The 22,112-nt window shown below is 69.4% G+C and carries 15 protein-coding genes; all 15 read left to right on the top strand.

The features are described 5' to 3' along the window. The 15 genes from ABZV93_RS01500 (at position 1) to rpsJ (ending at position 22,104) form a co-directional block, all read left to right on the top strand. Positions 1 to 1,365 (top strand): MCE family protein, encoded by a 1,365-nt coding sequence (locus tag ABZV93_RS01500; RefSeq protein ID WP_354928548.1) that lies wholly within the window; start codon positions 1 to 3, stop codon positions 1,363 to 1,365. Beyond that, on the top strand, positions 1,362 to 2,474 hold the full coding sequence (locus ABZV93_RS01505; RefSeq protein ID WP_354928551.1) for an MCE family protein: 1,113 nt from the start codon (positions 1,362 to 1,364) through the stop codon (positions 2,472 to 2,474). Before ABZV93_RS01500 ends, ABZV93_RS01505 begins: the two co-directional genes overlap by 4 nt. Then, positions 2,471 to 3,457, top strand: coding sequence for an MCE family protein (locus ABZV93_RS01510; protein ID WP_354928554.1), 987 nt, complete (start codon positions 2,471 to 2,473; stop codon positions 3,455 to 3,457). Before ABZV93_RS01505 ends, ABZV93_RS01510 begins: the two co-directional genes overlap by 4 nt. After that, entirely contained in the window at positions 3,454 to 4,746 is a 1,293-nt protein-coding gene (locus tag ABZV93_RS01515; protein WP_354928557.1) for an MCE family protein, read from the top strand. The genes ABZV93_RS01510 and ABZV93_RS01515 overlap by 4 nt, the downstream gene beginning before the upstream one ends. Further along, the gene (locus ABZV93_RS01520) at positions 4,743 to 6,047 is read left to right on the top strand and encodes an MCE family protein (RefSeq protein WP_354928560.1); all 1,305 of its coding nucleotides are present in this window, start codon (positions 4,743 to 4,745) and stop codon (positions 6,045 to 6,047) included. Before ABZV93_RS01515 ends, ABZV93_RS01520 begins: the two co-directional genes overlap by 4 nt. Further along, positions 6,044 to 7,384 carry an MlaD family protein gene (locus tag ABZV93_RS01525; RefSeq protein ID WP_354928564.1) on the top strand — a complete coding sequence of 447 codons (1,341 nt, stop codon included), beginning with the start codon at positions 6,044 to 6,046 and terminating at the stop codon, positions 7,382 to 7,384. Before ABZV93_RS01520 ends, ABZV93_RS01525 begins: the two co-directional genes overlap by 4 nt. Beyond that, positions 7,354 to 7,974, top strand: a complete 621-nt coding sequence (locus ABZV93_RS01530; RefSeq protein ID WP_354928566.1) for a hypothetical protein — start codon at positions 7,354 to 7,356, stop codon at positions 7,972 to 7,974. Before ABZV93_RS01525 ends, ABZV93_RS01530 begins: the two co-directional genes overlap by 31 nt. 87 nt (positions 7,975 to 8,061) lie before the next feature. Beyond that, positions 8,062 to 8,631 (top strand): hypothetical protein, encoded by a 570-nt coding sequence (locus ABZV93_RS01535; protein ID WP_354928568.1) that lies wholly within the window; start codon positions 8,062 to 8,064, stop codon positions 8,629 to 8,631. Positions 8,632 to 8,922: 291 nt separating this feature from the next. Continuing rightward, positions 8,923 to 12,420, top strand: coding sequence for a DNA-directed RNA polymerase subunit beta (gene rpoB / locus ABZV93_RS01540; protein ID WP_354928570.1), 3,498 nt, complete (start codon positions 8,923 to 8,925; stop codon positions 12,418 to 12,420). A gap of 92 nt (positions 12,421 to 12,512) precedes the next feature. After that, positions 12,513 to 16,391, top strand: a complete 3,879-nt coding sequence (locus ABZV93_RS01545) for a DNA-directed RNA polymerase subunit beta' (protein ID WP_354928573.1) — start codon at positions 12,513 to 12,515, stop codon at positions 16,389 to 16,391. 591 nt (positions 16,392 to 16,982) lie between these two features. Further along, positions 16,983 to 17,357, top strand: a complete 375-nt coding sequence (rpsL, locus tag ABZV93_RS01550; RefSeq protein ID WP_092653795.1) for a 30S ribosomal protein S12 — start codon at positions 16,983 to 16,985, stop codon at positions 17,355 to 17,357. Further along, the gene (gene rpsG, locus ABZV93_RS01555; protein WP_354928576.1) at positions 17,357 to 17,827 is read left to right on the top strand and encodes a 30S ribosomal protein S7; all 471 of its coding nucleotides are present in this window, start codon (positions 17,357 to 17,359) and stop codon (positions 17,825 to 17,827) included. The genes rpsL and rpsG overlap by 1 nt, the downstream gene beginning before the upstream one ends. Positions 17,828 to 17,923: 96 nt before the next feature. Beyond that, positions 17,924 to 20,029, top strand: coding sequence for an elongation factor G (gene fusA / locus ABZV93_RS01560; protein WP_354928579.1), 2,106 nt, complete (start codon positions 17,924 to 17,926; stop codon positions 20,027 to 20,029). A gap of 79 nt (positions 20,030 to 20,108) precedes the next feature. Continuing rightward, positions 20,109 to 21,305 (top strand): elongation factor Tu, encoded by a 1,197-nt coding sequence (tuf, locus tag ABZV93_RS01565; RefSeq protein WP_092653801.1) that lies wholly within the window; start codon positions 20,109 to 20,111, stop codon positions 21,303 to 21,305. A gap of 490 nt (positions 21,306 to 21,795) precedes the next feature. Continuing rightward, entirely contained in the window at positions 21,796 to 22,104 is a 309-nt protein-coding gene (rpsJ, locus tag ABZV93_RS01570; protein ID WP_020575534.1) for a 30S ribosomal protein S10, read from the top strand. Positions 22,105 to 22,112: the final 8 nt, after the last annotated feature.

Raw genomic sequence — 22,112 nt, forward strand, 5'->3', positions numbered from 1 at the left:
ATGACCGGTCGAACGCGGTTGGCGACGATGGCCCGGCGGCTGCGGCGGTCCGGGCGGCTGGGCCCAAGGGTGCTGGGGATCGTCTTCCTCGCCCTCCTGGTGGGGTTCGGCGGCCTGACGTACGCCTTCTTCACCCAGGCGTTCACCGACACCGCCGAGGTGACCCTCGAGACCGACCACGTGGGACTGGAGCTGGACCGGCAGGCCGACGTGAAGGTCCGAGGCCTGATCGTGGGGGAGGTACGCCACGTCGCCTCCGACGGCCGACAGGCCCGGGTCGACCTCGCGCTGACGCCGGACAGCCTGGCCGCGATCCCCGCCAACGTGACCGCCCGGATCGTGCCGAAGACGTTGTTCGGGGAGAAGTACGTCGAACTCGTCCTGCCGCCCACGCCGTCCTCGCGCAGGCTCGCGGCCGGCGACGTGATCGGGCCGGACCGGTCGAGCGTGGCGATCGAGCTCGCCGCCGTGCTCGAGGACGTCTACCCGCTGCTGCGCACCCTCCGCCCGGCCCAGTTGAACGCGACGCTGGCGGCGCTCGCCACCGCGCTGGAGGGGCGCGGCGACCGGATCGGCGCCAACCTCACCCGGCTGAACGCCTACCTCGGCAAGCTCGACCCGCACCTGCCGCAGCTCACCCACGACGTGTCCGCCCTCGCCGACGTCGCCGACGTCTACGCCGACGCCACTCCCGACCTGGTGCGGCTGCTGCGCAACGCCACGAAGACCGGGAACACCGTGGTGGTCAAGCAGCGGGTGCTGGAGGACTTCCTCACCGACCTCGCCGGCACCAGCGCGTCCACCCGCAGGTTCCTGGCCGACAACGAGGCCGGCCTGATCCGGGTCGGCGAGGTGAGCCGGCCGACGCTGGACCTGCTGGCGACGTACTCCCCGGAGTACTCCTGTCTGCTGGAAGGCCTGGCGAACTGGGTGCCCCGCATCGACGACGCGTTCGGCGGCGGCGAGCACTACCCGGGCAGCGCGCCTTCGCTGCACATCACGCTGGAGATCGTCGACCAGCACCGCGGCTACGGGCCGCAGGACCGGCCGGCGTACGACGACGACCGCGGGCCGGGTTGCCGTTCGCTGCCGGATCCGCCGTACTCCCAGGCAGACCCCGCGCCGGGCAGCGGCGTACGGGAGGGAGTCGGCGGCCCCGGCTCCGCTTCCGGCGGCTCCGGCTCCGCGTCCGGTGCGGCGCCGGTGTTCGACCTGTCCAGCGGGTACGCCGGCACCGCGCAGGAGCAGCGGGTGGTCGACGCGCTGGTGGCGCCGGTGCTGCGGACCCCGCCCGAGGACGTACCCGACGTGACCACCCTGCTGTACGGTCCGCTGGTCCGGGGGACCCGGGTGAGCATCGGATGAGCCGCTCGTTCCTCCGCCGCGTACGGCTCCGCCCGAGGATCTCCGACCGTACGACAACGGCCGCGGCTGCTGACCGTACGACGGCGGCGGCGGCTGCCAAGCTCGCCGTCTTCGTCACCGTGACCACGCTGGCCACGGCTCTGCTCGCGGTCACCATCGCCAACGTCGGGTTCGGCGCCTCCCGGGAGTACCACGCGGTGTTCACCGACGTGACCGGCGTGGAGAAGGGCGACGACGTACGCATCGCCGGGGTCCGGGTCGGTGAGGTGCGGGCGGTGGACGTGCTGCCCGGGCGCGGCGGCGACGGCGCGCTGGCCCGGCTGACGTTCACCGTCGCCGCGGACCAGGTGCTCGCCCGCAGCGTCCTGGCGACCATCAGGTTCCGCAACCTGGTCGGGCAGCGCTACGTCGCGTTGTCGGAGGGAGCCGGTGGCGCCGCGCCCTTGCCCGAGGGCGGCACCATCCCGGTCGCCCAGACCCGTCCGGCACTGGACCTGACCGTGCTCTTCGACGGCTTCAAGCCGCTGTTCGCCGCGTTGTCGCCGCAGGACGTCAACCAGCTGGCGTACGAGATCATCCAGGTGCTGCAGGGCGAGGGCGGCACGGTGGAGAGCCTGCTCGCGCACACCGCGTCCCTCACCAGCACCCTCGCCGACCGGGACCAGGTGATCGGCGACCTGATCGACCACCTCGACACCGTGCTCGCCACCGTCGCGAAACGCGACCGGAAACTGTCCGACCTGGTGGTGCAGCTGCAGCGGTTCGTGTCCGGGCTGGCCGCGGACCGCAAGGCCATCGGCGACTCGCTGGACTCGATCGTCGCGCTCAACCGGCAGACCGCCGGGCTCCTCCGCGACGCCCGCCCGGACCTGCGGACCGACGTCACCCAGCTCGGCAGGGTGGCCGGAACCCTGGACGACAACTCCGCCCTGGTGCAGCGCACGCTGCGGCGGATGCCCGGCAAGCTCGACCGGCTCACCAGGACCGCGACGTACGGCTCGTGGTTCAACTTCTATCTGTGCGACTTCGACGGGCGGATCGTCCTGCCGTCGGGTCAGGAGCTACCCCGGGCCGGCCTGCACGTCACCGACGCGAGGTGCCAACGATGAGGTCGCGGTCGCCCCGCTACTACACCACCGTCGGCGCGGTGGGGCTCCTCGTGCTCGCCGCCCTGGTCTACGTCGCGTTCCACGCCGCCGACCTGCCGCTGATCGGGGGCGGTACGACGTACGCCGCGCGGTTCGGCGAGGCCGGCGGGCTCCGGGCCGACGACGAGGTTCGGGTCGCGGGAGTGAAGGTCGGGCACGTCCGCGCGGTCGAGCTCGCCGGGTCGCACGTGCGGGTGGAGTTCCGGATCACCGACGACCGGGTCCGGCTCGGGCGCGACACGGGTGCGGCGATCCGGATCCGCACGCTGCTCGGCCGCAAGTACCTCTCCCTGGTGCCGTCGGGACCGGGGAGGCTGGACCCGGCCACGGAGATCCCGCAGTCCCGCACCGTCTCGCCGTACGACGTGGTCGAGGCGTTCGGCGACCTGGCCACGACCACCGGCCGGATCGACACCGCGCAGCTCGCCACCGCGCTGGACACGCTGAGCACGACGTTCGCGGGTACACCGGCGGAGGTCCGCGGCTCGCTCGACGGGCTGTCCCGGCTGTCGCGCACCATCGCCTCGCGCGACCAGGAGCTGCACCGGCTGCTCGCGCACGCCAACCAGGTGTCCCGCGTCCTCGCCGACCGGGACACCGAACTCGTCGCGCTGGTCCGCGACGGCGACCTGGTGCTGCGCGAGGTGCGTGCCCGGCGGGCGCTGATCCACCAGCTGCTGGTCACCGCGCAGGAGCTGTCGGCGCAGATCAGCGGCCTGGTGGCGGACAACCAGGCCCGGCTGGAGCCGGCGCTGAAGCGGCTGGCCTCGGTGGTCGGCATGCTCCGCGCCAACCAGGACAGCCTGGACCGGAGCATCCGGGCGCTGGCGCCGTTCCTGCGGGTGTTCACCAACACCGTCGGCACCGGCCCGTGGTTCGACACCTACATCCCCAACCTGGTGCCGCTTCCCGCCGCTCCGCGGCTCCCCGGAGGTGGCCGATGATCCGGGTGCCCGGCACGCTGCGTGGGAGCCTGCGTGGGAACTTGTCGAGGAGCCCGCGCGGGAGCTCGCCGAAAAAGGCGTCCGCGCGCGGGTGGGAGTGGGCCCGGGCGCGCGGGCGGGCAGTCGCCGTCGTCCTCGCCCTGGCCGCGGTGGCCGGGCTCACCTACGCGGTGTGGCCGGACCCGCCGCGCAGGCACCTGGTGGCGCACTTCCCGCGGACGGTCGGCCTCTACGCCGGCTCCGACGTACGCATCCTCGGCGTGCCGGTGGGCCGGGTGGACCAGGTCCGCCCGGAGGGGACCGCCGTGCGGGTCGAGATGTCGTACGACGCGAAGCAGAAGGTCCCCGCCGACGCCCGGGCGGTGGTGATCTCGCCGTCGATGGTCAGCGACCGGTACGTCCAGCTCACCCCGGTCTACCGCGGCGGGCCCGTGCTCGCCGACGGAGCCGAGATCGCGCTGCCGCGCACTGCCGTTCCCGTCGAACTGGACCGCATCTACCAGAGCCTGGACGACCTGGTGGTCGCCCTCGGCCCGAACGGCGCCAACCAGAAGGGCTCGTTGTCCCGGCTGCTCACCGTGGGCGCGGACAACCTGCGCGGGCAGGGCGGGAAGCTGCACTCCACGGTCGGCGACCTCGCCGACGCCACCCAGACGCTGTCCGGCGGGCGGCAGGACCTGTTCGCGACCGTACGGCAACTGCAGAAGTTCACCGGCGCACTGGCGGCCAGCGACACGCAGGTCCGTGCGTTCAACAGCGACCTGGCCGGCGTCGCGGACCAGCTTGCGGGGGAGCGGGGCGACCTGCGCGCCGCGCTCGCCGAACTCGCCGCCGCCCTCACCGACGTGGCGGCGTTCGTCCGGGACAACCGCGCCGAGGTACGCGCCAACGTGCACGGTCTCACCGAGCTGTCGAAGACGCTCGTACGGCAACAGGACGCCCTGCGCGAGGTGCTGGACACCGCGCCGGTGGCCCTGTCCAACCTCGACCACACCTACAACCCGCGTACGGGCACGCTGGACACGCGGAACAACTTCGCCCAGACCGACGACCCCGGTGCCTACCTGTGCGCGCTGCTGCGCCAGTCCGGGCAGCCGAAGTCGGTGTGCGACGACCTGACCAAGGTCCTCGACGACCTGCCGTTGCCGCAGGTGCCGGGCGGGCCGGCCGCCGACGGCACATCGGGGACCGGCACATCGGGCACGGGCACGGCGGGCGCGGCGGGCGCGGGCACGGCCGGGCAGTCCGCCCCGACCAGCGACCGCACGCTCGGCGGGATCCTCCGATGAGCGCGGTGCCGGGGCGGCGCGGGGCCGCGACCGTACGCCCGACCGCCGTACTCCGGACCGGCGTACTCCTCCTCGTCGGCGTCCTGCTCACCGGCTGCGGCTTCACCGTCTACGACCTCCCCCTTCCCGGCGGCGGGGGAGCCGGCGGGGACGCCTACGAGGTGACGGTGCGGTTCCGGGACGTGCTCGACCTGGTGCCGCGCTCGGCGGTGAAGGTCGACGACGTCACGGTCGGCGAGGTGGAGAAGGTCTACCTGGACGGCTACACCGCCGACGTGCGGCTCCGGCTCGCCCGGACGGTGCGGCTGCCCGACAACGCGACCGCGCGGATCCGCCAGACGAGTCTGCTCGGGGAGAAGTTCGTCTCCCTGTCGCCGCCCGCCGACCGGGCCGGCTACGGGCGGCTCGGTGACGGTGACGTGATCTCGCTCGCCCGTACCGGCCGCGACGTCGAGGTCGAGGAGGTGCTCTCGGCGCTGTCGCTGCTGCTCAACGGCGGGGGAGTGGCGCAGCTGAAGACCATCGAGGTCGAGCTGAACAAGGCGATGTCGGGCCGCGAACCGGACGTACGCCGGCTGCTGACCAACCTGAACACCTTCCTCGGGCAGCTCGACGCCCACAAGCAGGACATCACCCGGGCGATCGAGAACCTGGACCGGCTGTCGGCGTCCATGGCCGCGCAGAAGACCACCCTGGCCGCGGCCGTGGACCAGCTGCCTGCCGCCCTGAAGGTCCTTGCCGACCAGCGCCGCGACCTCACCCGGATGCTGGTGGAGCTGTCCCGGCTCGGCGACGTCGGCGCGCGGGTGATCGTCGCCTCCCGCGAGGACCTGCTGGCCAACCTGCGTGCGCTGGACCCGATCCTCACCGAGCTGGCCCGCGCGGGAGACAGCCTGCCGAAGTCGCTGCAGCTGCTGTTCACCTATCCGTTCTCCGACGCCACGGCGAACGCGGTCGCCGGCGACTACACCAACCTCCAGCTCACCCTCGACGTCGACCTGCAGGGCCTGCTGTCCGGTCGTGCTCCGCTGCCGGTTCCGCCGCTGCCCCGCGTCCCGCTCCCCACCAGGGCGCCCACCACCCGCCCGACCGTGCCGGTCCCGACGTCACTGCCCAGAGTCCCGCTCCCGACCGCGTTGCCCACCTCCCTGCCGACGTCCCTGCCGACGCTGCCGGTGCCGCACCCGAAGAGACCGGGGCCGGGCTGCCTGCCGCCGCTGGCCTGCGCCGACGGCGCCGCGTACGTCGTTCCCGCCTACGACCCGAACCTCGGCCGGCTGCTCGTCGGAGGTGTGCTGTGATCACCCGCACCGTCCGGATCCAGCTGGTGGTGTTCGTGGCGCTGACGCTGGTGGGTACCGCCGTCGCCGGGATCAGGTACGCCGGACTCGGGCGGACGCTCCTCGGCGGGACGTACGTCGTGGATGCCGACTTCGCCGACGCCGGAGGGATCTTCACCGGCGCGGAGGTCACCTACCGCGGAGTCGCCGTCGGGCGAGTCGACCGGCTGCGTCCCACCAGGTCCGGCGTCGACGTCGCGCTCACTCTCGACGCCGGCACCCGCGTACCCGCCGACACCCTCGCCGTGGTCGCCAACCGCTCGGCGATCGGTGAGCAGTACGTCGATCTCCAGCCCCGGCAGCGCGGGGGGCCGTACCTGCGCGACGGCACCCGGATCGCCCGCGCCGACACCCGGACGCCGCTGCCCACGACGACGCTGCTGCTCGACCTGGACCGGCTCGCCTCGTCGGTGCCGAAGAAGGACCTGGTCACGGTCCTGGACGAGCTCGGGACGGCGTTCGCCGGCACCGGCCCGGATCTCGCCCGGCTGGTCGACGCGGGGAACTCCCTGGTCGAGACGGCCGACGCCAACCTCGCCCAGACCGTCGACCTGATCGACCGCGGCGGCACCGTCCTCGACACCCAGCGGGACTCCGGCACCGCGATCAGGAGCTTCGCCGGCGACCTCGCGGACCTGTCCGACACGGTGGCCGGAGCCGACCCGGACCTGCGCGAGGTGCTGGCGTCCGGCGTCCTGACCGCCCAGCAGGTGCAGGGCCTGGTGGACGAGAACGCCGGCGACGTGTCCGTACTCCTCGCCAACCTCGCGAGCACCGGGCAGCTCGTCCGGGTCCGGCTGCGGGGGGTCCAGCAGGCGCTGATCCTCTACCCGTACGTCGTCCGCGGTGGCTACACCGTGGTCGCCCGCGACCCCGGCACCGGCCACTACACGGCGCACTTCGGGCTCCAGCTCGCGACCTCGCCCGGGTCCTGCCGCCAGGGCTACCAGGGCACGAGGCGGCGGAGCCCGCAGGAGCTGGGACCGACACCGGTGAACACCGACGCGCGGTGCACCGACCGTACGACCACGGAACGCGGGGCCCAGAACGCTCCGGGGGCCGGTGCCGGCGCGCCGCGAACGGGCCCGAAGTCTCCGCGGCCGGGGGCGCCGCAGTCCGACGCTGGACGGTCGGGGTCCGGACGGTCGGGGGTCCGGCCGGCGGCGTACGACCCGGCGACCGGAGTGGTCCGGCTCCCCGGGGGAGAGCCGGCCCGGATCGGCTCACTCGGGGGAGAGCAACGTGCCTTCGGAAAGGAGTCGTGGAAGTGGCTGTTGATCGGACCGATGACGCGATGACGAACCTGCTGGACGAGACCCCGGACGCCGGCGTCCAGACGGTCCACGAGAGTCCGGTGGACGAGGGCCGGGCGGATGAGGGCGGGCCGGACCGAGCCCTGCCCCGGCCGCGGCCGCTCGGTCCCGTCGTCGCCGTACTGGCGGCACTACTCCTCGCCGGCCTGGTGGCCTCGGGTTTCCTCGGCTCCCGGGTCCTCGCGACCCACCGCGAGGACCGCTCACGCGCGCAGGCCCTGCACGCGGCCCGGCAGCTGGTGGCCGACTTCACCACCGTCGACTACCGGACGTTCGACCGGCAGTCGGGGGAGGTGCTGGACCTCGCCTCGGGCGACTTCCACAGCCAGTACGCCCACGCGGCGAAGCAGCTGCGGACGCTGGTCACCCGGAACCGCACCGTCTCCCACGGCCAGATCCTCGAGGCCGGGATCACCAGCTTCGACCAGGACTCCGCGCGCGTACTGGTCGTCGCCGACGCCCAGGTGACGCACGTCGGCGCCGACAAGCCCGAGCTCCGGACGTACCGGCTCCAGCTCGACCTCAGCCGGGAGAAGGCGGGCTGGCGGGTGGTCGAGCTGCAGTTCGTGGGCTGACCGGCGCGGGGGAAGCAGTGCGCGGGGAGCGGGGGAGCGGAACACCGCAGCTGGATCATGGAACGGGGAGAGCAGGAGTACCGAACGATGAGCGTGGCCGACACCAACGCAGCCGGGACGCCCGCAGCCGGGACGTCCGCAGCTGAGACGTCCGCAGCTGACCCGGTCGCGGCTGCCCGCCGGCGCACCTGGCCGGTCGCCGTCCTCGCCGGCGCCGTGACCCTCGTCCTGGCCGCCACCGCGGTCCTCGGATACCGGGCGAAGGTGGCGGACGAGGTGGACTCCGCCCGGACCGGGGCCTCGGGCGCCGCCCGTACCGCCGCCCAGGTCGTCCTCGGCTACGACTACCGCCACCTGGACGCGGATTTCGGCCGGTCCCTGGCCCTGCTGACCGGTGGCTTCCGGGACAAGTACACCCAGACCGCCACGAGCCTGGTCAGGCCGACCGCGGCGCAGACCCACGCGGTCGTGGTCGCGGAGGTCAGGTCGGTGTCGGTGGTGTCGGCGACCCCCGACCGGGTGGTCACCCTCCTGTTCGTCAACCAGACCACGACCAGCAACCGGACGGCGGAGCCCCGGACCGACCTCAACCGCGTCCGGATGACCATGCGCCGGGTGGGCGACCGGTGGCTGGTCAGCGAGATGAAGGGCCTGTGATCTGCCGGTTCGTCCCGGGAAAAGATCACCGAACCCCCCGTCACCTCCTTGACTCGGCCTCACAGTCGGTCCATGCTTCCGGAGAGGCCGTGCGGGGGCTGGCCGCGCAAAGAGCTCGCCGATGGCGATGGAGCTTCGGTGGCAAATTCTCCGCGTAATCCGAGGTACTAGACAGCAGTGCGCCAGCGGGCTACACTGTCGCTTTGCCCTGCCTTCCGACCGTGCCTGGGTTCACCCTGAGGTCGGTCCGGCATGTGAGAGACGAGTCCGCAAGCCTCGGAAGGACCCCTCTTGGCCGCTTCGCGTTCCACTGCGTCCACCACGTCCGCCCGCACATCCACCTCCGATCGCGTCGCCGCGCCACATCGCGTCTCGTTCGCCAAGATCAAGGAGCCCGCCGAGGTTCCCGACCTGCTCGCGTTGCAGGTCGAGAGCTTCGACACCCTGGTCGGCAACGAGCGGTGGCAGGCCCGCTCGGAGAAGGCCCTCTCGGAGGGCCGTCACGACGTTCCCGACCGTTCCGGTCTGGAGGAGATCTTCGAGGAGATCTCCCCGATCGAGGACTTCTCGGGAACGATGTCCCTCTCGTTCCGTGATCACCGGTTCGAGCCGCCGAAGAACTCCGTCGACGAGTGCAAGGACCGCGACTTCACCTACGCGGCCCCGTTGTTCGTCACCGCGGAGTTCATGAACAACGAGACCGGCGAGATCAAGTCCCAGACGGTCTTCATGGGCGACTTCCCGCTCATGACCGACAAGGGGACGTTCGTGATCAACGGCACCGAGCGTGTCGTGGTCAGCCAGCTCGTGCGTTCGCCCGGCGTCTACTTCGAGCGCTCGCTCGACAAGACGAGCGACAAGGACGTCTTCACAGCCAAGATGATCCCCTCGCGGGGTGCCTGGCTGGAGTTCGAGGTCGACAAGCGCGACACCGTTGGTGTCCGGCTCGACCGTAAGCGCAAGCAGAACGTCACCGTCCTCCTCAAGGCGCTCGGCTGGACCGACGCGCAGATCCTGGAGGAGTTCGGCGACTACGAGTCGATGCGTCTCACGCTGGAGAAGGACCACACCTCCGGCCAGGACGACGCGCTGCTCGACATCTACCGCAAGCTGCGGCCCGGCGAGCCCCCCACGCGGGAGGCGGCGCAGGCGCTGCTGGAGAACTACTACTTCAACCCGAAGCGGTACGACCTCGCCAAGGTCGGCCGGCACAAGATCAACAAGAAGCTCGGGTTGACGCTGCCGCACGACCAGTCGGTGCTGACCATCGACGACATCGTGGCCACGATCCGCTACCTCGTCGCGCTGCACGAGGGCCGGACCGAGCTCGACGCGCCGCAGGGTCAGATCGTCGTCGAGGACGACGACATCGACCACTTCGGCAACCGCCGGGTGCGCACCGTCGGCGAGCTGATCCAGAACCAGCTCCGCACCGGCCTGGCCCGGATGGAGCGGGTGGTCCGCGAGCGGATGACGACCCAGGACGTCGAGGCGATCACGCCGCAGACCCTGATCAACATCCGCCCCGTCGTCGCGGCGCTGAAGGAGTTCTTCGGCACCTCCCAGTCCAGCCAGTTCATGGACCAGACCAACCCCGTCGCCGGGCTGACGCACAAGCGTCGCTTCTCGGCGCTGGGCCCCGGTGGTCTGTCCCGTGACCGGGCCGGCATGGAGGTCCGCGACGTCCACCACTCCCACTACGGCCGGATGTGCCCGGTGGAGACGCCGGAAGGACCGAACATCGGTCTGATCGGTTCGCTCGCCACCTACGGCCGGGTCAACCCGTTCGGGTTCGTGGAGACGCCCTACCGCAAGGTCGTCGACGGCCGGGTCACCGACGAGGTGGAGTACCTCACCGCCGACGAGGAGGACCGTTTCGTCATCGCCCAGGCCAACGCGGTGCTGAACGACGACGGCACCTTCGCCGAGGACCGCGTGCTGGTCCGCAAGCGGCACGGTGAGGTCGACGCGATCGCTCGCGCCGAGGTCCAGTACATGGACGTCTCGCCCCGGCAGATGGTGTCGGTCGCCACGGCGATGATCCCGTTCCTGGAGCACGACGACGCCAACCGCGCGCTGATGGGTTCCAACATGCAGCGCCAGGCGGTGCCGCTGATCCGTTCGGAGTCGCCGCTCGTCGGCACCGGGATGGAATACCGCGCCGCCGTCGACGCCGGTGACGTCGTGACCGCCGAGAAGGCCGGTGTGGTCCGCGAGGCCTGCGCCGACTTCGTGGAAGTCGCGTGCGACGACGGTACGTACCAGACGTACCGGCTGGCGAAGTTCCGCCGGTCCAACGCGGGTACCAACATCAACCAGCGTCCGCTCGTCGCCGAGGGCGACCGGGTGGAGGTCGGTTCGGTGATCGCCGACGGGCCGTGCACCGACAACGCCGAGATGGCGCTCGGTCGCAACCTTCTGGTCGCGTTCATGTCGTGGCAGGGCCACAACTACGAGGACGCGATCATCCTGTCCCAGCGGATCGTCCAGGAAGACGTCCTCACCTCGATCCACATCGATCGGCACGAGGTCGACGCCCGTGACACCAAGCTGGGGCCGGAGGAGATCACCCGGGACATCCCGAACGTCTCCGAGGAGATGCTGGCCGACCTCGACGAGCGGGGCATCATCCGGATCGGCGCCGAGGTCGTCCCCGGCGACATCATCGTCGGCAAGGTCACGCCCAAGGGCGAGACCGAGCTGACGCCGGAGGAGCGGCTGCTCCGGGCGATCTTCGGTGAGAAGGCCCGTGAGGTCCGCGACACGTCGCTGAAGGTTCCGCACGGCGAGAGCGGCACGGTCATCGGTGTCCGCGTCTTCGACCGCGAGGAAGGCGACGAGCTGCCCCCGGGCGTCAACCAGCTGGTCCGGGTCGACGTGGCCCAGAAGCGCAAGGTGCAGGACGGTGACAAGCTTGCCGGCCGGCACGGGAACAAGGGCGTGATCTCCAAGATCCTGCCCGTGGAGGACATGCCGTTCCTCGAGGACGGCACCCCCGTCGACATCATCCTGAACCCGCTCGGCGTGCCGGGCCGGATGAACGTCGGCCAGGTCCTCGAGACCCACCTCGGGTGGGTCGCGAAGTCCGGCTGGCAGGTCGAGGGCGACGACGAGGAGTGGAAGACCCGCCTCACCGGCATCGGTGCCGGCGCGGCGGAGCCGGGCACCAACGTCGCGACCCCGGTCTTCGACGGGGCCCGCGAGGAGGAGATCACCGGCCTGCTCTCCTCGACGTTCCCCAACCGGGACGGGGTTCGCATGGTCGGCTCGGACGGCAAGGCACCCTTGCTGGACGGCCGAAGCGGCGAGCCGTTCCCGGAGCCGGTGGCGGTCGGCTACATCTACATGCTGAAGCTCAACCACCTGGTCGACGACAAGATCCACTCGCGGTCGACCGGCCCGTACTCCATGATCACCCAGCAGCCGCTGGGTGGTAAGGCGCAGTTCGGTGGTCAGCGCTTCGGTGAGATGGAGGTCTGGGCACTGGAGGCCTACGGCGCGGCGTTCGCGCTGCAGGAGCTCCTCACCATCAAGTCCGACGACGTGACAGGCCGGGTCAAGGTCTACGAAGCAGTCGTCAAGGGCGAGAACATCCCTGAACCGGGTATCCCGGAGTCGTTCAAGGTGCTCGTCAAGGAAATGCAGGCGCTCTGCCTCAACGTCGAAGTGCTCTCCAGCGACGGCATGGCCGTGGAGATGCGCGACAGCGAGGAGGACGTCTTCCGCGCCGCGGAGGAACTCGGAATCGACCTGACCCGGCAGGAGCCGAGCAGCGTCGAGGAAGTCTGAGGTGACGTGTGGGTGCGGTCCGGTGACTCGGGCCGCACCCGCTCACCCCGAATCTGAGTAGGCCTTCAACAACTAAGGGGTTCGAGAACACAGTGCTCGACGTCAACTTCTTCGACGAGCTTCGAATCGGCCTTGCGACGGTCGACGACATCCGGCAGTGGTCACACGGAGAGGTGAAGAAGCCGGAGACCATCAACTACCGCACGCTCAAGCCCGAGAAGGACGGCCTCTTCTGCGAGAAGATCTTCGGGCCGACCCGCGACTGGGAGTGCTACTGCGGTAAGTACAAGCGTGTCCGCTTCAAGGGCATCATCTGCGAGCGCTGCGGCGTCGAGGTCACCCGCACCAAGGTGCGCCGTGAGCGGATGGGCCACATCGAGCTGGCCGCGCCGGTCACCCACATCTGGTACTTCAAGGGCGTGCCGAGCCGCCTCGGCTACCTGCTCGACCTTGCCCCGAAGGACCTCGAGAAGGTCATCTACTTCGCGGCGTACATGATCACCCGGGTCGACGAGGAGGCCCGGTCCCGCGACCTGCCCTCGCTGGAGGCGCGGATCGACGTCGAGCGCAAGCAGATCGAGCAGCGCCGCGACAACGACGTCGAGACCCGGATGAAGAAGCTGGAAGAGGACCTCGCCCAGCTCGAGGCCGAGGGCGCCAAGGCCGACGCGCGCCGCAAGGTCAAGGAGGCCGCCGAGCGCGAGATCCGCCAGATCCGCGACCGCAACCAGCGCGAGCTGGACCGGCTCGAGGAGGTCTGGACCCGGTTCAAGAACCTCAAGGTCCAAGACCTCGAGGGCGACGAGATCCTCTACCGCGAGATGCGGTCCCGGTTCGGCAAGTACTTCTCCGGCAACATGGGTGCCGCGGCGATCAAGGACCGCCTGGAGTCGTTCGACCTCCAGGCCGAGGCCGTCAACCTGCGGGAGATCATCCGCAGCGGCAAGGGACAGAAGAAGACCCGGGCCCTGAAGCGGCTCAAGGTCGTCTCGGCGTTCCTGACCACCAACAACAACCCGCTGGGCATGGTGCTCGACTGTGTGCCGGTCATTCCGCCGGACCTGCGCCCGATGGTGCAGCTCGACGGTGGCCGGTTCGCGACGAGCGACCTGAACGACCTGTACCGCCGGGTGATCAACCGGAACAACCGCCTCAAGCGGCTGCTCGACCTCGGCGCGCCCGAGATCATCGTCAACAACGAGAAGCGGATGCTGCAGGAGGCCGTCGACGCGCTGTTCGACAACGGCCGCCGCGGCCGTCCGGTCACCGGGCCGGGCAACCGTCCGCTGAAGTCGCTGTCCGACATGCTCAAGGGCAAGCAGGGCCGGTTCCGCCAGAACCTCCTCGGCAAGCGCGTCGACTACTCCGGCCGCTCGGTCATCGTGGTCGGCCCGCAGCTGAAGCTGCACCAGTGCGGCCTCCCCAAGGGCATGGCGATCGAGCTCTTCAAGCCGTTCGTGATGAAGCGGCTGGTCGACCTCAACCACGCCCAGAACATCAAGAGCGCCAAGCGGATGGTCGAGCGTGCCCGCCCTGTGGTGTGGGACGTGCTCGAGGAGGTCATCGCCGAGCACCCGGTCCTGCTCAACCGGGCGCCGACGCTGCACCGTCTCGGCATCCAGGCGTTCGAGCCGCAGCTGATCGAGGGCAAGGCCATCCAGATCCACCCGCTCGTGTGTACGGCGTTCAACGCCGACTTCGACGGTGACCAGATGGCGGTGCACCTGCCGCTGTCGGCCGAGGCCCAGGCCGAGGCCCGGGTGCTGATGCTCTCGACCAACAACATCCTCAAGCCGGCCGACGGCCGGCCGGTGACGATGCCGACGCAGGACATGATCATCGGCATCTTCTTCCTCACCATGGCACGGGACAACATGCCCGGTGAGGGACGCGCGTTCGGCTCGGTGGCCGAGGCGATGATGGCGTTCGAGCGGGGCGAGATCCAGATCCAGAGCAGGATCAAGATCCGGCTCAAGGACATCGTTCCGCCGGCCGGTGCGACCCTGCCCGAGGGCTGGGAGCCCGGTCAGCCGATCATCCTCGACACCACGCTCGGCCTGGCGCTGTTCAACGAGGTGCTGCCCGCCGACTACCCGTACGTCGACTACGAGGTCGGCAAGAAGCAGCTCGGCGTGATCGTCAACGACCTCGCGGAGCGCTACCCCAAGGTCCAGGTGGCGGCCTGCCTGGACGGCCTGAAGGACGTCGGGTTCCGCTGGGCGACCCGTTCCGGCGTGACGATCTCCATCGGGGACGTCATCACGCCGGCGCGCAAGCCGGAGATCCTCGCGGGCTACGAGGAGAAGGACGCCCGGGTCCAGAAGCAGTTCGAGCGCGGCCTGATCACCGACGACGAGCGTCGCCAGGAGCTCATCGAGATCTGGACCCAGGCCACCAACGAGGTGCACCGCGAGATGGAGGAGGGGTTCGACAAGATCAACCCCATCTACATGATGGTGCACTCCGGCGCCCGCGGAAACATGATGCAGGTCCGGCAGATCGCGGCGATGCGTGGTCTGGTGGCCAACCCCAAGGGCGAGATCATCCCGCGCCCGATCAAGTCCAACTACCGCGAAGGCCTGTCCGTGGTCGAGTTCTTCATCGCCACGCACGGGGCCCGCAAGGGTCTGGCCGACACGGCGCTACGGACTGCGGACTCGGGTTACCTCACCCGGCGGCTGGTCGACGTGAGCCAGGACGTGATCGTCCGCGAGGACGACTGCGGCAGCGAGCGCGGCCTGATCAAGCGGATCGCCACCCGCCAGCCCGACGGGACCCTCCGCAAGGACGACAACGTCGAGACCTCGGTCTACGCCCGAGTGCTGGCCGAGGACGCGACCGGTGCCGACGGCCAGGTCGCGGCTCCGGCCGGTACCGACCTCGGCGACCAGGTGATCGAGCGGCTGGTCCAGGCCGGTGTCGAGCAGCTGCGGGTGCGCAGCGTGCTCACCTGCGACTCGCGGGTCGGTGCCTGTGCGGCCTGCTACGGCCGGTCGCTGGCCAGCGGCAAGCTCGTCGACATCGGCGAGGCGGTCGGCATCATCGCTGCCCAGTCGATCGGTGAGCCGGGTACCCAGCTGACCATGCGTACGTTCCACACCGGCGGTGTCGCGGGTGAGGACATCACGCACGGTCTGCCGCGTGTGGTCGAGTTGTTCGAGGCGCGCCAGCCCAAGGGGAAGGCGCCCATCTCGGAGGCCTCCGGCCGGGTTCGGATCGAGGACTCCGAGAAGAGCCGCAAGATCGTGGTCATCCCCGACGACGGCAGCGAGGAGACGGCCTACCCCGTCTCCAAGCGGTCCCGCCTGCTCGTCGAGGAAGGCACCCACGTCGAGGTGGGTCAGCAGCTCACGCACGGTACGCCCGACCCGCAGGACGTGCTCCGCGTCCTGGGTATGCGCGCCGTCCAGCAGCACCTCGTGGACGAGGTCCAGGAGGTCTACCGCTCGCAGGGTGTGGCAATCCACGACAAGCACATCGAGACGATCGTCCGGCAGATGCTGCGGCGGGTCACCGTGATCGAGTCGGGCGACTCCGAACTCCTTCCCGGCGAGCTGGCCGAGCGGATCCGGTTCGAGGAGGAGAACCGTCGCGTCGTCGCCGAAGGCGGCACGCCGGCCTCCGGTCGTCCGGTGCTCATGGGTATCACCAAGGCGTCGCTGGCGACCGACTCGTGGCTGTCGGCCGCGTCCTTCCAGGAGACCACCAAGGTCCTCACGGAGGCCGCGATCAACGGCAAGAGCGACTCGCTGCGGGGTTTGAAGGAGAACGTCATCATCGGAAAGCTCATCCCGGCTGGTACCGGCATGGACCGTTACCGCAACATCCGGGTGGAGCCGACCGAGGAGGCGAAGGCCGCGATGTACTCCATGGTGGGCTACGAGGGCTACGACGCCGACTACTCGTTCGGCGCGGGCTCCGGCGAAGCGGTCCGCCTGGAGGACTTCGACTTCGGCGGCTACACCAGCTGACCCGTTCGATCCGTCCGGCCCGGCCGTCATGGCCGGGCCGGGTGGATCGGGGGATCGGTGAGGTCTGTGTCGGACCGACCTGTTGGTCGGCTTCGGCCCGAATGCACAGCAGCAGAACCATCCACTACGACGCCGCGGGCGGCGTCCGGCTCGGCGACGGGCCGGGCGACCGCCCGCGACGGGTTACCCGGCAGCTCGGCCGTCGGAGTCCCGGCCGGTTCGGGCAGACCCCGCTTCCAGTCGGCCCGCCGGGCCGGTGCGGAGGGGCCGGTCGGCCCGGCGCGCCGGGAGACGCGTAGCATTCCCCTGGTGTGTAGGGTGTGCGACGGGGCCGGGAACGATCCGTTTTGACCTTCGAGGGCCATGCGGGTAATGTTCGACGTCGTGCCTGGCTGTAGCTGGGCATTCATGTGTGCCCTTGAGGGCGTGCGTGAGGTCTTCAGATCCGTCGTTCGAGGCAATCTCGGCGACTGGGCCCCGTGGCGACACACCCGACCGCGGGGGTCGCGCGGTGAGCCCAGTGAGACGCCGCCGCCGCGAAGACAGTCACACCGGAGAGACAGTCCACCGAGCAGAAGAGGGAACGACGCGGTGCCCACGATCCAGCAGTTGGTCCGCAAGGGCCGCAAGGACAAGGTGTCCAAGAACAAGACGCCGGCGCTCAAGGGTTCGCCCCAGCGGCGTGGCGTGTGCATGCGCGTCTACACCACCACCCCTCGTAAGCCCAACTCCGCTCTGCGCAAGGTCGCCCGTGTGCGGCTGACCAGCCAGATCGAGGTCACGGCCTACATCCCCGGCGTCGGCCACAACCTCCAGGAGCACTCGATGGTGCTCGTGCGCGGTGGCCGGGTGGCGGACCTCCCCGGTGTGCGTTACAAGATCGTCCGCGGCTCCCTCGACACCCAGGGTGTGAAGGGTCGCAAGCAGGCCCGCAGCCTCTACGGCGCCAAGAAGGAGAAGAGCTAATGCCGCGCAAGGGTCCGGCTCCGAAGCGTCAGCCGATCGTCGACCCGGTCTACGCGTCGCCGCTGGTGAGTCAGCTGATCAACAAGATCCTCCGGAGCGGCAAGAAGCAGCTCGCGCAGCGCATCGTCTACACCGCGCTCGAGGGTTGCCGCGAGAAGACCGGCACCGACCCGGTGATCACCCTCAAGCGTGCGCTCGACAACGTGAAGCCGTCGCTCGAGGTGAAGAGCCGTCGTGTCGGTGGTGCCACCTACCAGGTGCCCATCGAGGTCCGCCCCGGTCGCTCGACGACGCTGGCCCTGCGCTGGCTGGTGAGCTACTCCCAGTCCCGCCGCGAGAAGGCCATGTCCGAGCGCCTGATGAACGAGATCCTGGACGCCTCCAACGGGCTCGGCGCGAGCGTCAAGCGTCGCGAGGACACCCACAAGATGGCGGAGTCCAACAAGGCGTTCGCGCACTACCGCTGGTAGACCAGGCGCCTGCTACGGGCAGGACGCGCCGACACCGGCCGCATCTGCTCCCATCTGCCGACTGAACTGCCGAGACCCGAGAGAACCGACTGCCTGATGGCGACCAACCTTCGCACCGTTGATCTGGCCAAGGTCCGCAACATCGGAATCATGGCCCACATCGACGCGGGCAAGACCACCACCACCGAACGGATCCTGTTCTACACCGGCATCACGTACAAGATCGGTGAAGTCCACGAGGGCGCTGCCGTCATGGACTGGATGGAGCAGGAGCAGGAGCGCGGCATCACGATCACGTCCGCCGCGACGACCTGTCACTGGAAAGACAACACGATCACGATCATCGACACCCCGGGCCACGTCGACTTCACCGTCGAGGTGGAGCGCAACCTCCGGGTGCTCGACGGTGCGGTCGCGGTGTTCGACGGCGTCGCGGGCGTCGAGCCACAGTCGGAGACGGTGTGGCGCCAGGCGGACCGGTACAAGGTCCCGCGGATGTGCTTCGTCAACAAGCTCGACCGCGTGGGCGCGGAGTTCCACCGCTGCGTCGACATGATCGTGACCCGGCTCAACGCCGTCCCCGCCGTGCTGCAGCTCCCGCTGGGTGCCGAGGCCGACTTCATCGGGGTCATCGACCTCGTGGAGCAGCGGGCCCTCACCTGGCGCGGAGAGACGCAGAAGGGCGAGGACTACGCGATCGAGGAGATCCCGGCGTCCCACCAGGAGGCCGCAGCCACCTGGCGCGACCGCCTGATCGAGACCGTCGCCGAGGCCGACGACGAGATCATGGAGCTCTACCTCGAGGGCGAGGAGCCCACGGTGCCGCAGCTCAAGGCGGCGATCCGGCGCGCGACCATCGCCGACAAGATCACTCCGGTGCTCTGCGGCACGGCGTTCAAGAACAAGGGCGTGCAGCCCCTGCTCGACGCCGTGATCGACTACCTCCCGTCGCCGCTCGACGTGGGCGCCGTCCAGGGGCACTCGCTCCGCGACGAGTCCGAGATCATCGAGCGCGAGCCCGACGAGGACGGCCCGCTGGCCGCGCTGGCGTTCAAGATCATGAGCGACCCGCACCTCGGCAAGCTGACCTACCTGCGCATCTACTCCGGCACGCTCACCGCCGGCACCCAGGTGCTGAACAGCACCAAGGACCGCAAGGAGCGGATCGGCAAGATCTACCGCATGCACGCCAACAAGCGTGAGGAGATCGAGAAGGCGTCCGCCGGCCAGATCGTCGCGGTGATGGGTCTGAAGCAGACCACCACCGGTGAGACGCTCTGTGGCCCGGAGGCGCCGATCATCCTGGAGTCGATGAACTTCCCGGCTCCGGTGATCTCGGTCGCGATCGAGCCGAAGACCAAGAGCGACCAGGAGAAGCTGTCGGGCGCCATCCAGCGGCTGGCCGAGGAGGACCCGACCTTCCAGGTCCGCACCGACCAGGAGACCGGTCAGACGATCATCTCCGGAATGGGCGAGCTGCACCTGGACATCCTGGTCGACCGGATGAAGCGAGAGTTCCGCGTCGAGGCCAACGTCGGCAAGCCGCAGGTGGCCTACCGCGAGACGATCCGCAACAAGGTCGAAAAGGTTGAGTACACCCACAAGAAGCAGACGGGTGGCTCGGGGCAGTTCGGCCGGGTGATCATCGACCTCGAGCCCACCGGTGGCGAAGGCGACGGCGGCTACGAGTTCGTCAACGCGGTCAGCGGTGGCCGGATCCCGCGGGAGTACATCCCCGCGGTCGACGAGGGCATCCAGGAGGCCATGGAGTTCGGCGTGCTCGCCGGATACCCGATGGTCGACATCAAGGTCACCCTGCAGGACGGCGCCTACCACGACGTCGACTCCTCCGAACTCGCCTTCAAGATCGCCGGCTCGATGGCATTCAAGGAGGCGGCGCGTCGCGCCAAGCCCACCTTGCTCGAGCCGATCTTCAAGGTCGAGGTCACCACACCGGACGACTATCTCGGTGAGGTGATCGGTGACATCAACAGCCGCCGCGGGCATGTCCAGAAGATGGACGAGTTCGCCGGCAACCGGGTCATCACGGCGCTTGTTCCGCTGTCGGAGACCTTCGGGTACGTTGGCGACCTGCGAAGCAAGACCCAGGGTCGTGCCGTGCCCCACATGGAGTTCCACTCCTACGCCGAGGTTCCCAGGACCGTGGCGGAAGAGATTGTGAAGAAGGTACGGGGCGAGTAACCCGCCCACGCCATCAGTCCGTATAGTTCCGCGCCTAGTCCGAACGGCGTAGATAGTAAGAAACCAGGAGGAGCCCGAAGTGGCGAAGGCGAAGTTCGAGCGCACTAAGCCGCACGTCAACATCGGCACCATTGGGCACATCGACCACGGCAAGACGACTCTCACCGCGGCGATCACCAAGGTGCTGCACGAGAAGATGCCGGACGTCAATCCCTTCTACGCCTTCGACCAGATCGACAAGGCGCCGGAAGAGAAGCAGCGTGGCATCACGATCACGATTGCCCACGTCGAGTACCAGACGGAGAAGCGGCACTACGCTCACGTCGACTGCCCTGGTCACGCCGACTACATCAAGAACATGATCACCGGTGCGGCGCAGATGGACGGCGCGATCCTGGTGGTCGCGGCGACCGACGGCCCGATGCCGCAGACGCGTGAGCACGTGCTGCTCGCCCGTCAGGTCGGTGTTCCCTACATCGTGGTCGCCCTGAACAAGGCCGACATGGTGGAGGACGAGGAGATCCTGGAGCTCGTCGAGCTCGAGGTTCGCGAGCTCCTCTCGTCGCAGGAGTTCCCCGGCGACGACGCTCCCGTGGTGCGGGTCTCGGCGCTGAAGGCGCTCGAGGGCGACCCGGAGTGGGCCGACAAGATCATGGAGCTCATGGCGGCCGTCGACGAGTCGGTGCCGGAGCCCCAGCGTGAGATCGACCGTCCGTTCCTGATGCCGGTGGAGGACGTCTTCACCATCACCGGTCGCGGCACGGTCGTCACCGGCCGGGTCGAGCGCGGTGTCCTCAAGGTCAACGAGGAGGTCGAGCTCGTCGGTATCCGTCCGGGCAACGCCCCCAAGACCACGGTGACCGCGGTCGAGATGTTCCGCAAGATCCTCGACGAGGCGCGCGCCGGCGAGAACGTCGGTCTGCTCCTGCGCGGTATCAAGCGTGAGGACGTCGAGCGCGGCATGGTCATCACCAAGCCGGGCAGCACCACCCCGCACACGGAGTTCGAGGCCCAGGTCTACGTGCTCTCGAAGGAGGAGGGTGGCCGTCACAAGCCCTTCTTCAACAACTACCGCCCGCAGTTCTACTTCCGGACCACGGACGTCACGGGTGTCGTCCACCTTCCGGAGGGGACCGAGATGGTCATGCCGGGCGACAACACCGAGATGCGGGTCGAGCTGATCCAGCCCATCGCGATGGAGGAGCAGCTTCGCTTCGCCATCCGTGAGGGTGGCCGCACCGTTGGTGCGGGTCAGGTCACCAAGATCATCAAGTAACACCACCAGCAAGCGGGGTGGACCGCTCCCCAGCGGCCCACCCCGCTTGCTGTGAGGCCCCGATTGGTCAACAAACCGGGGACTCTGGCATACTGCTGCAGTTGCCTACGGCTGGCCGCCGTGGCGTGTTCTGGTGGGGTTCTCTCCCCGGACACTGCCGACACGGAGGTCTCGCCCCTCGAGGGTGCGCCTGGCGCCTCGATCGGAGTCCGATCGAGGTGACGTGGAAGTCGCAGGGCAATGTTCGCGCTCGGCGGGTCCGAGCCTTCGAGATTCCCCACAGCGGATCGCCTCCATGGGATCCATGCGGGCAGGGTGTGCGACACACCCGACCGCGGGGGTCGGAGGACAGACAGCCAGCGCGGGCCGCGGGGCTCCACCCGGGAGCCTGGCGGCGCAGCATCGGGCCGCGGCCAACCGGAGCGAAGCCGGAACAGGCATCTCGGGGGCGAACGGCTCCCGGCGTACGAGAGAAGGACGCGAAACAGCCATGGCGGGACAGAAGATCCGCATCAGGCTCAAGGCCTACGACCACCAGGTCATCGACACATCGGCGCGCAAGATCGTCGACACGGTGACCAGGACTGGCGCGAAGATCGCCGGCCCGGTGCCGCTGCCCACCGAGAAGAACGTCTTCTGCGTCATCCGCTCGCCGCACAAGCACAAGGACAGTCGCGAGCACTTCGAGATGCGGACGCACAAGCGGCTCATCGACATCATCGACCCCACGCCGAAGACGGTCGACTCGCTGATGCGACTCGACCTTCCTGCCGGCGTCGACATCGAGATCAAGCTCTGAGGGACGCA

Origin of the sequence: Actinopolymorpha sp. NPDC004070, from assembly GCF_040610475.1 — a bacterium.
Taxonomy (GTDB): domain Bacteria; phylum Actinomycetota; class Actinomycetes; order Propionibacteriales; family Actinopolymorphaceae; genus Actinopolymorpha.

What these genes read in the sequence shown, in the direction of transcription:
- ABZV93_RS01500 (WP_354928548.1), top strand. Translation starts at nt 1, where the DNA reads ATGACCGGTCGAACGCGGTTGGCGACGATGGCCCGGCGGCTGCGGCGG.
- ABZV93_RS01505 (WP_354928551.1), top strand. Translation starts at nt 1,362, where the DNA reads ATGAGCCGCTCGTTCCTCCGCCGCGTACGGCTCCGCCCGAGGATCTCC.
- ABZV93_RS01510 (WP_354928554.1), top strand. Translation starts at nt 2,471, where the DNA reads ATGAGGTCGCGGTCGCCCCGCTACTACACCACCGTCGGCGCGGTGGGG.
- ABZV93_RS01515 (WP_354928557.1), top strand. Translation starts at nt 3,454, where the DNA reads ATGATCCGGGTGCCCGGCACGCTGCGTGGGAGCCTGCGTGGGAACTTG.
- ABZV93_RS01520 (WP_354928560.1), top strand. Translation starts at nt 4,743, where the DNA reads ATGAGCGCGGTGCCGGGGCGGCGCGGGGCCGCGACCGTACGCCCGACC.
- ABZV93_RS01535 (WP_354928568.1), top strand. Translation starts at nt 8,062, where the DNA reads ATGAGCGTGGCCGACACCAACGCAGCCGGGACGCCCGCAGCCGGGACG.
- rpsG (WP_354928576.1), top strand. Translation starts at nt 17,357, where the DNA reads ATGCCGCGCAAGGGTCCGGCTCCGAAGCGTCAGCCGATCGTCGACCCG.
- fusA (WP_354928579.1), top strand. Translation starts at nt 17,924, where the DNA reads ATGGCGACCAACCTTCGCACCGTTGATCTGGCCAAGGTCCGCAACATC.
- rpsJ (WP_020575534.1), top strand. Translation starts at nt 21,796, where the DNA reads ATGGCGGGACAGAAGATCCGCATCAGGCTCAAGGCCTACGACCACCAG.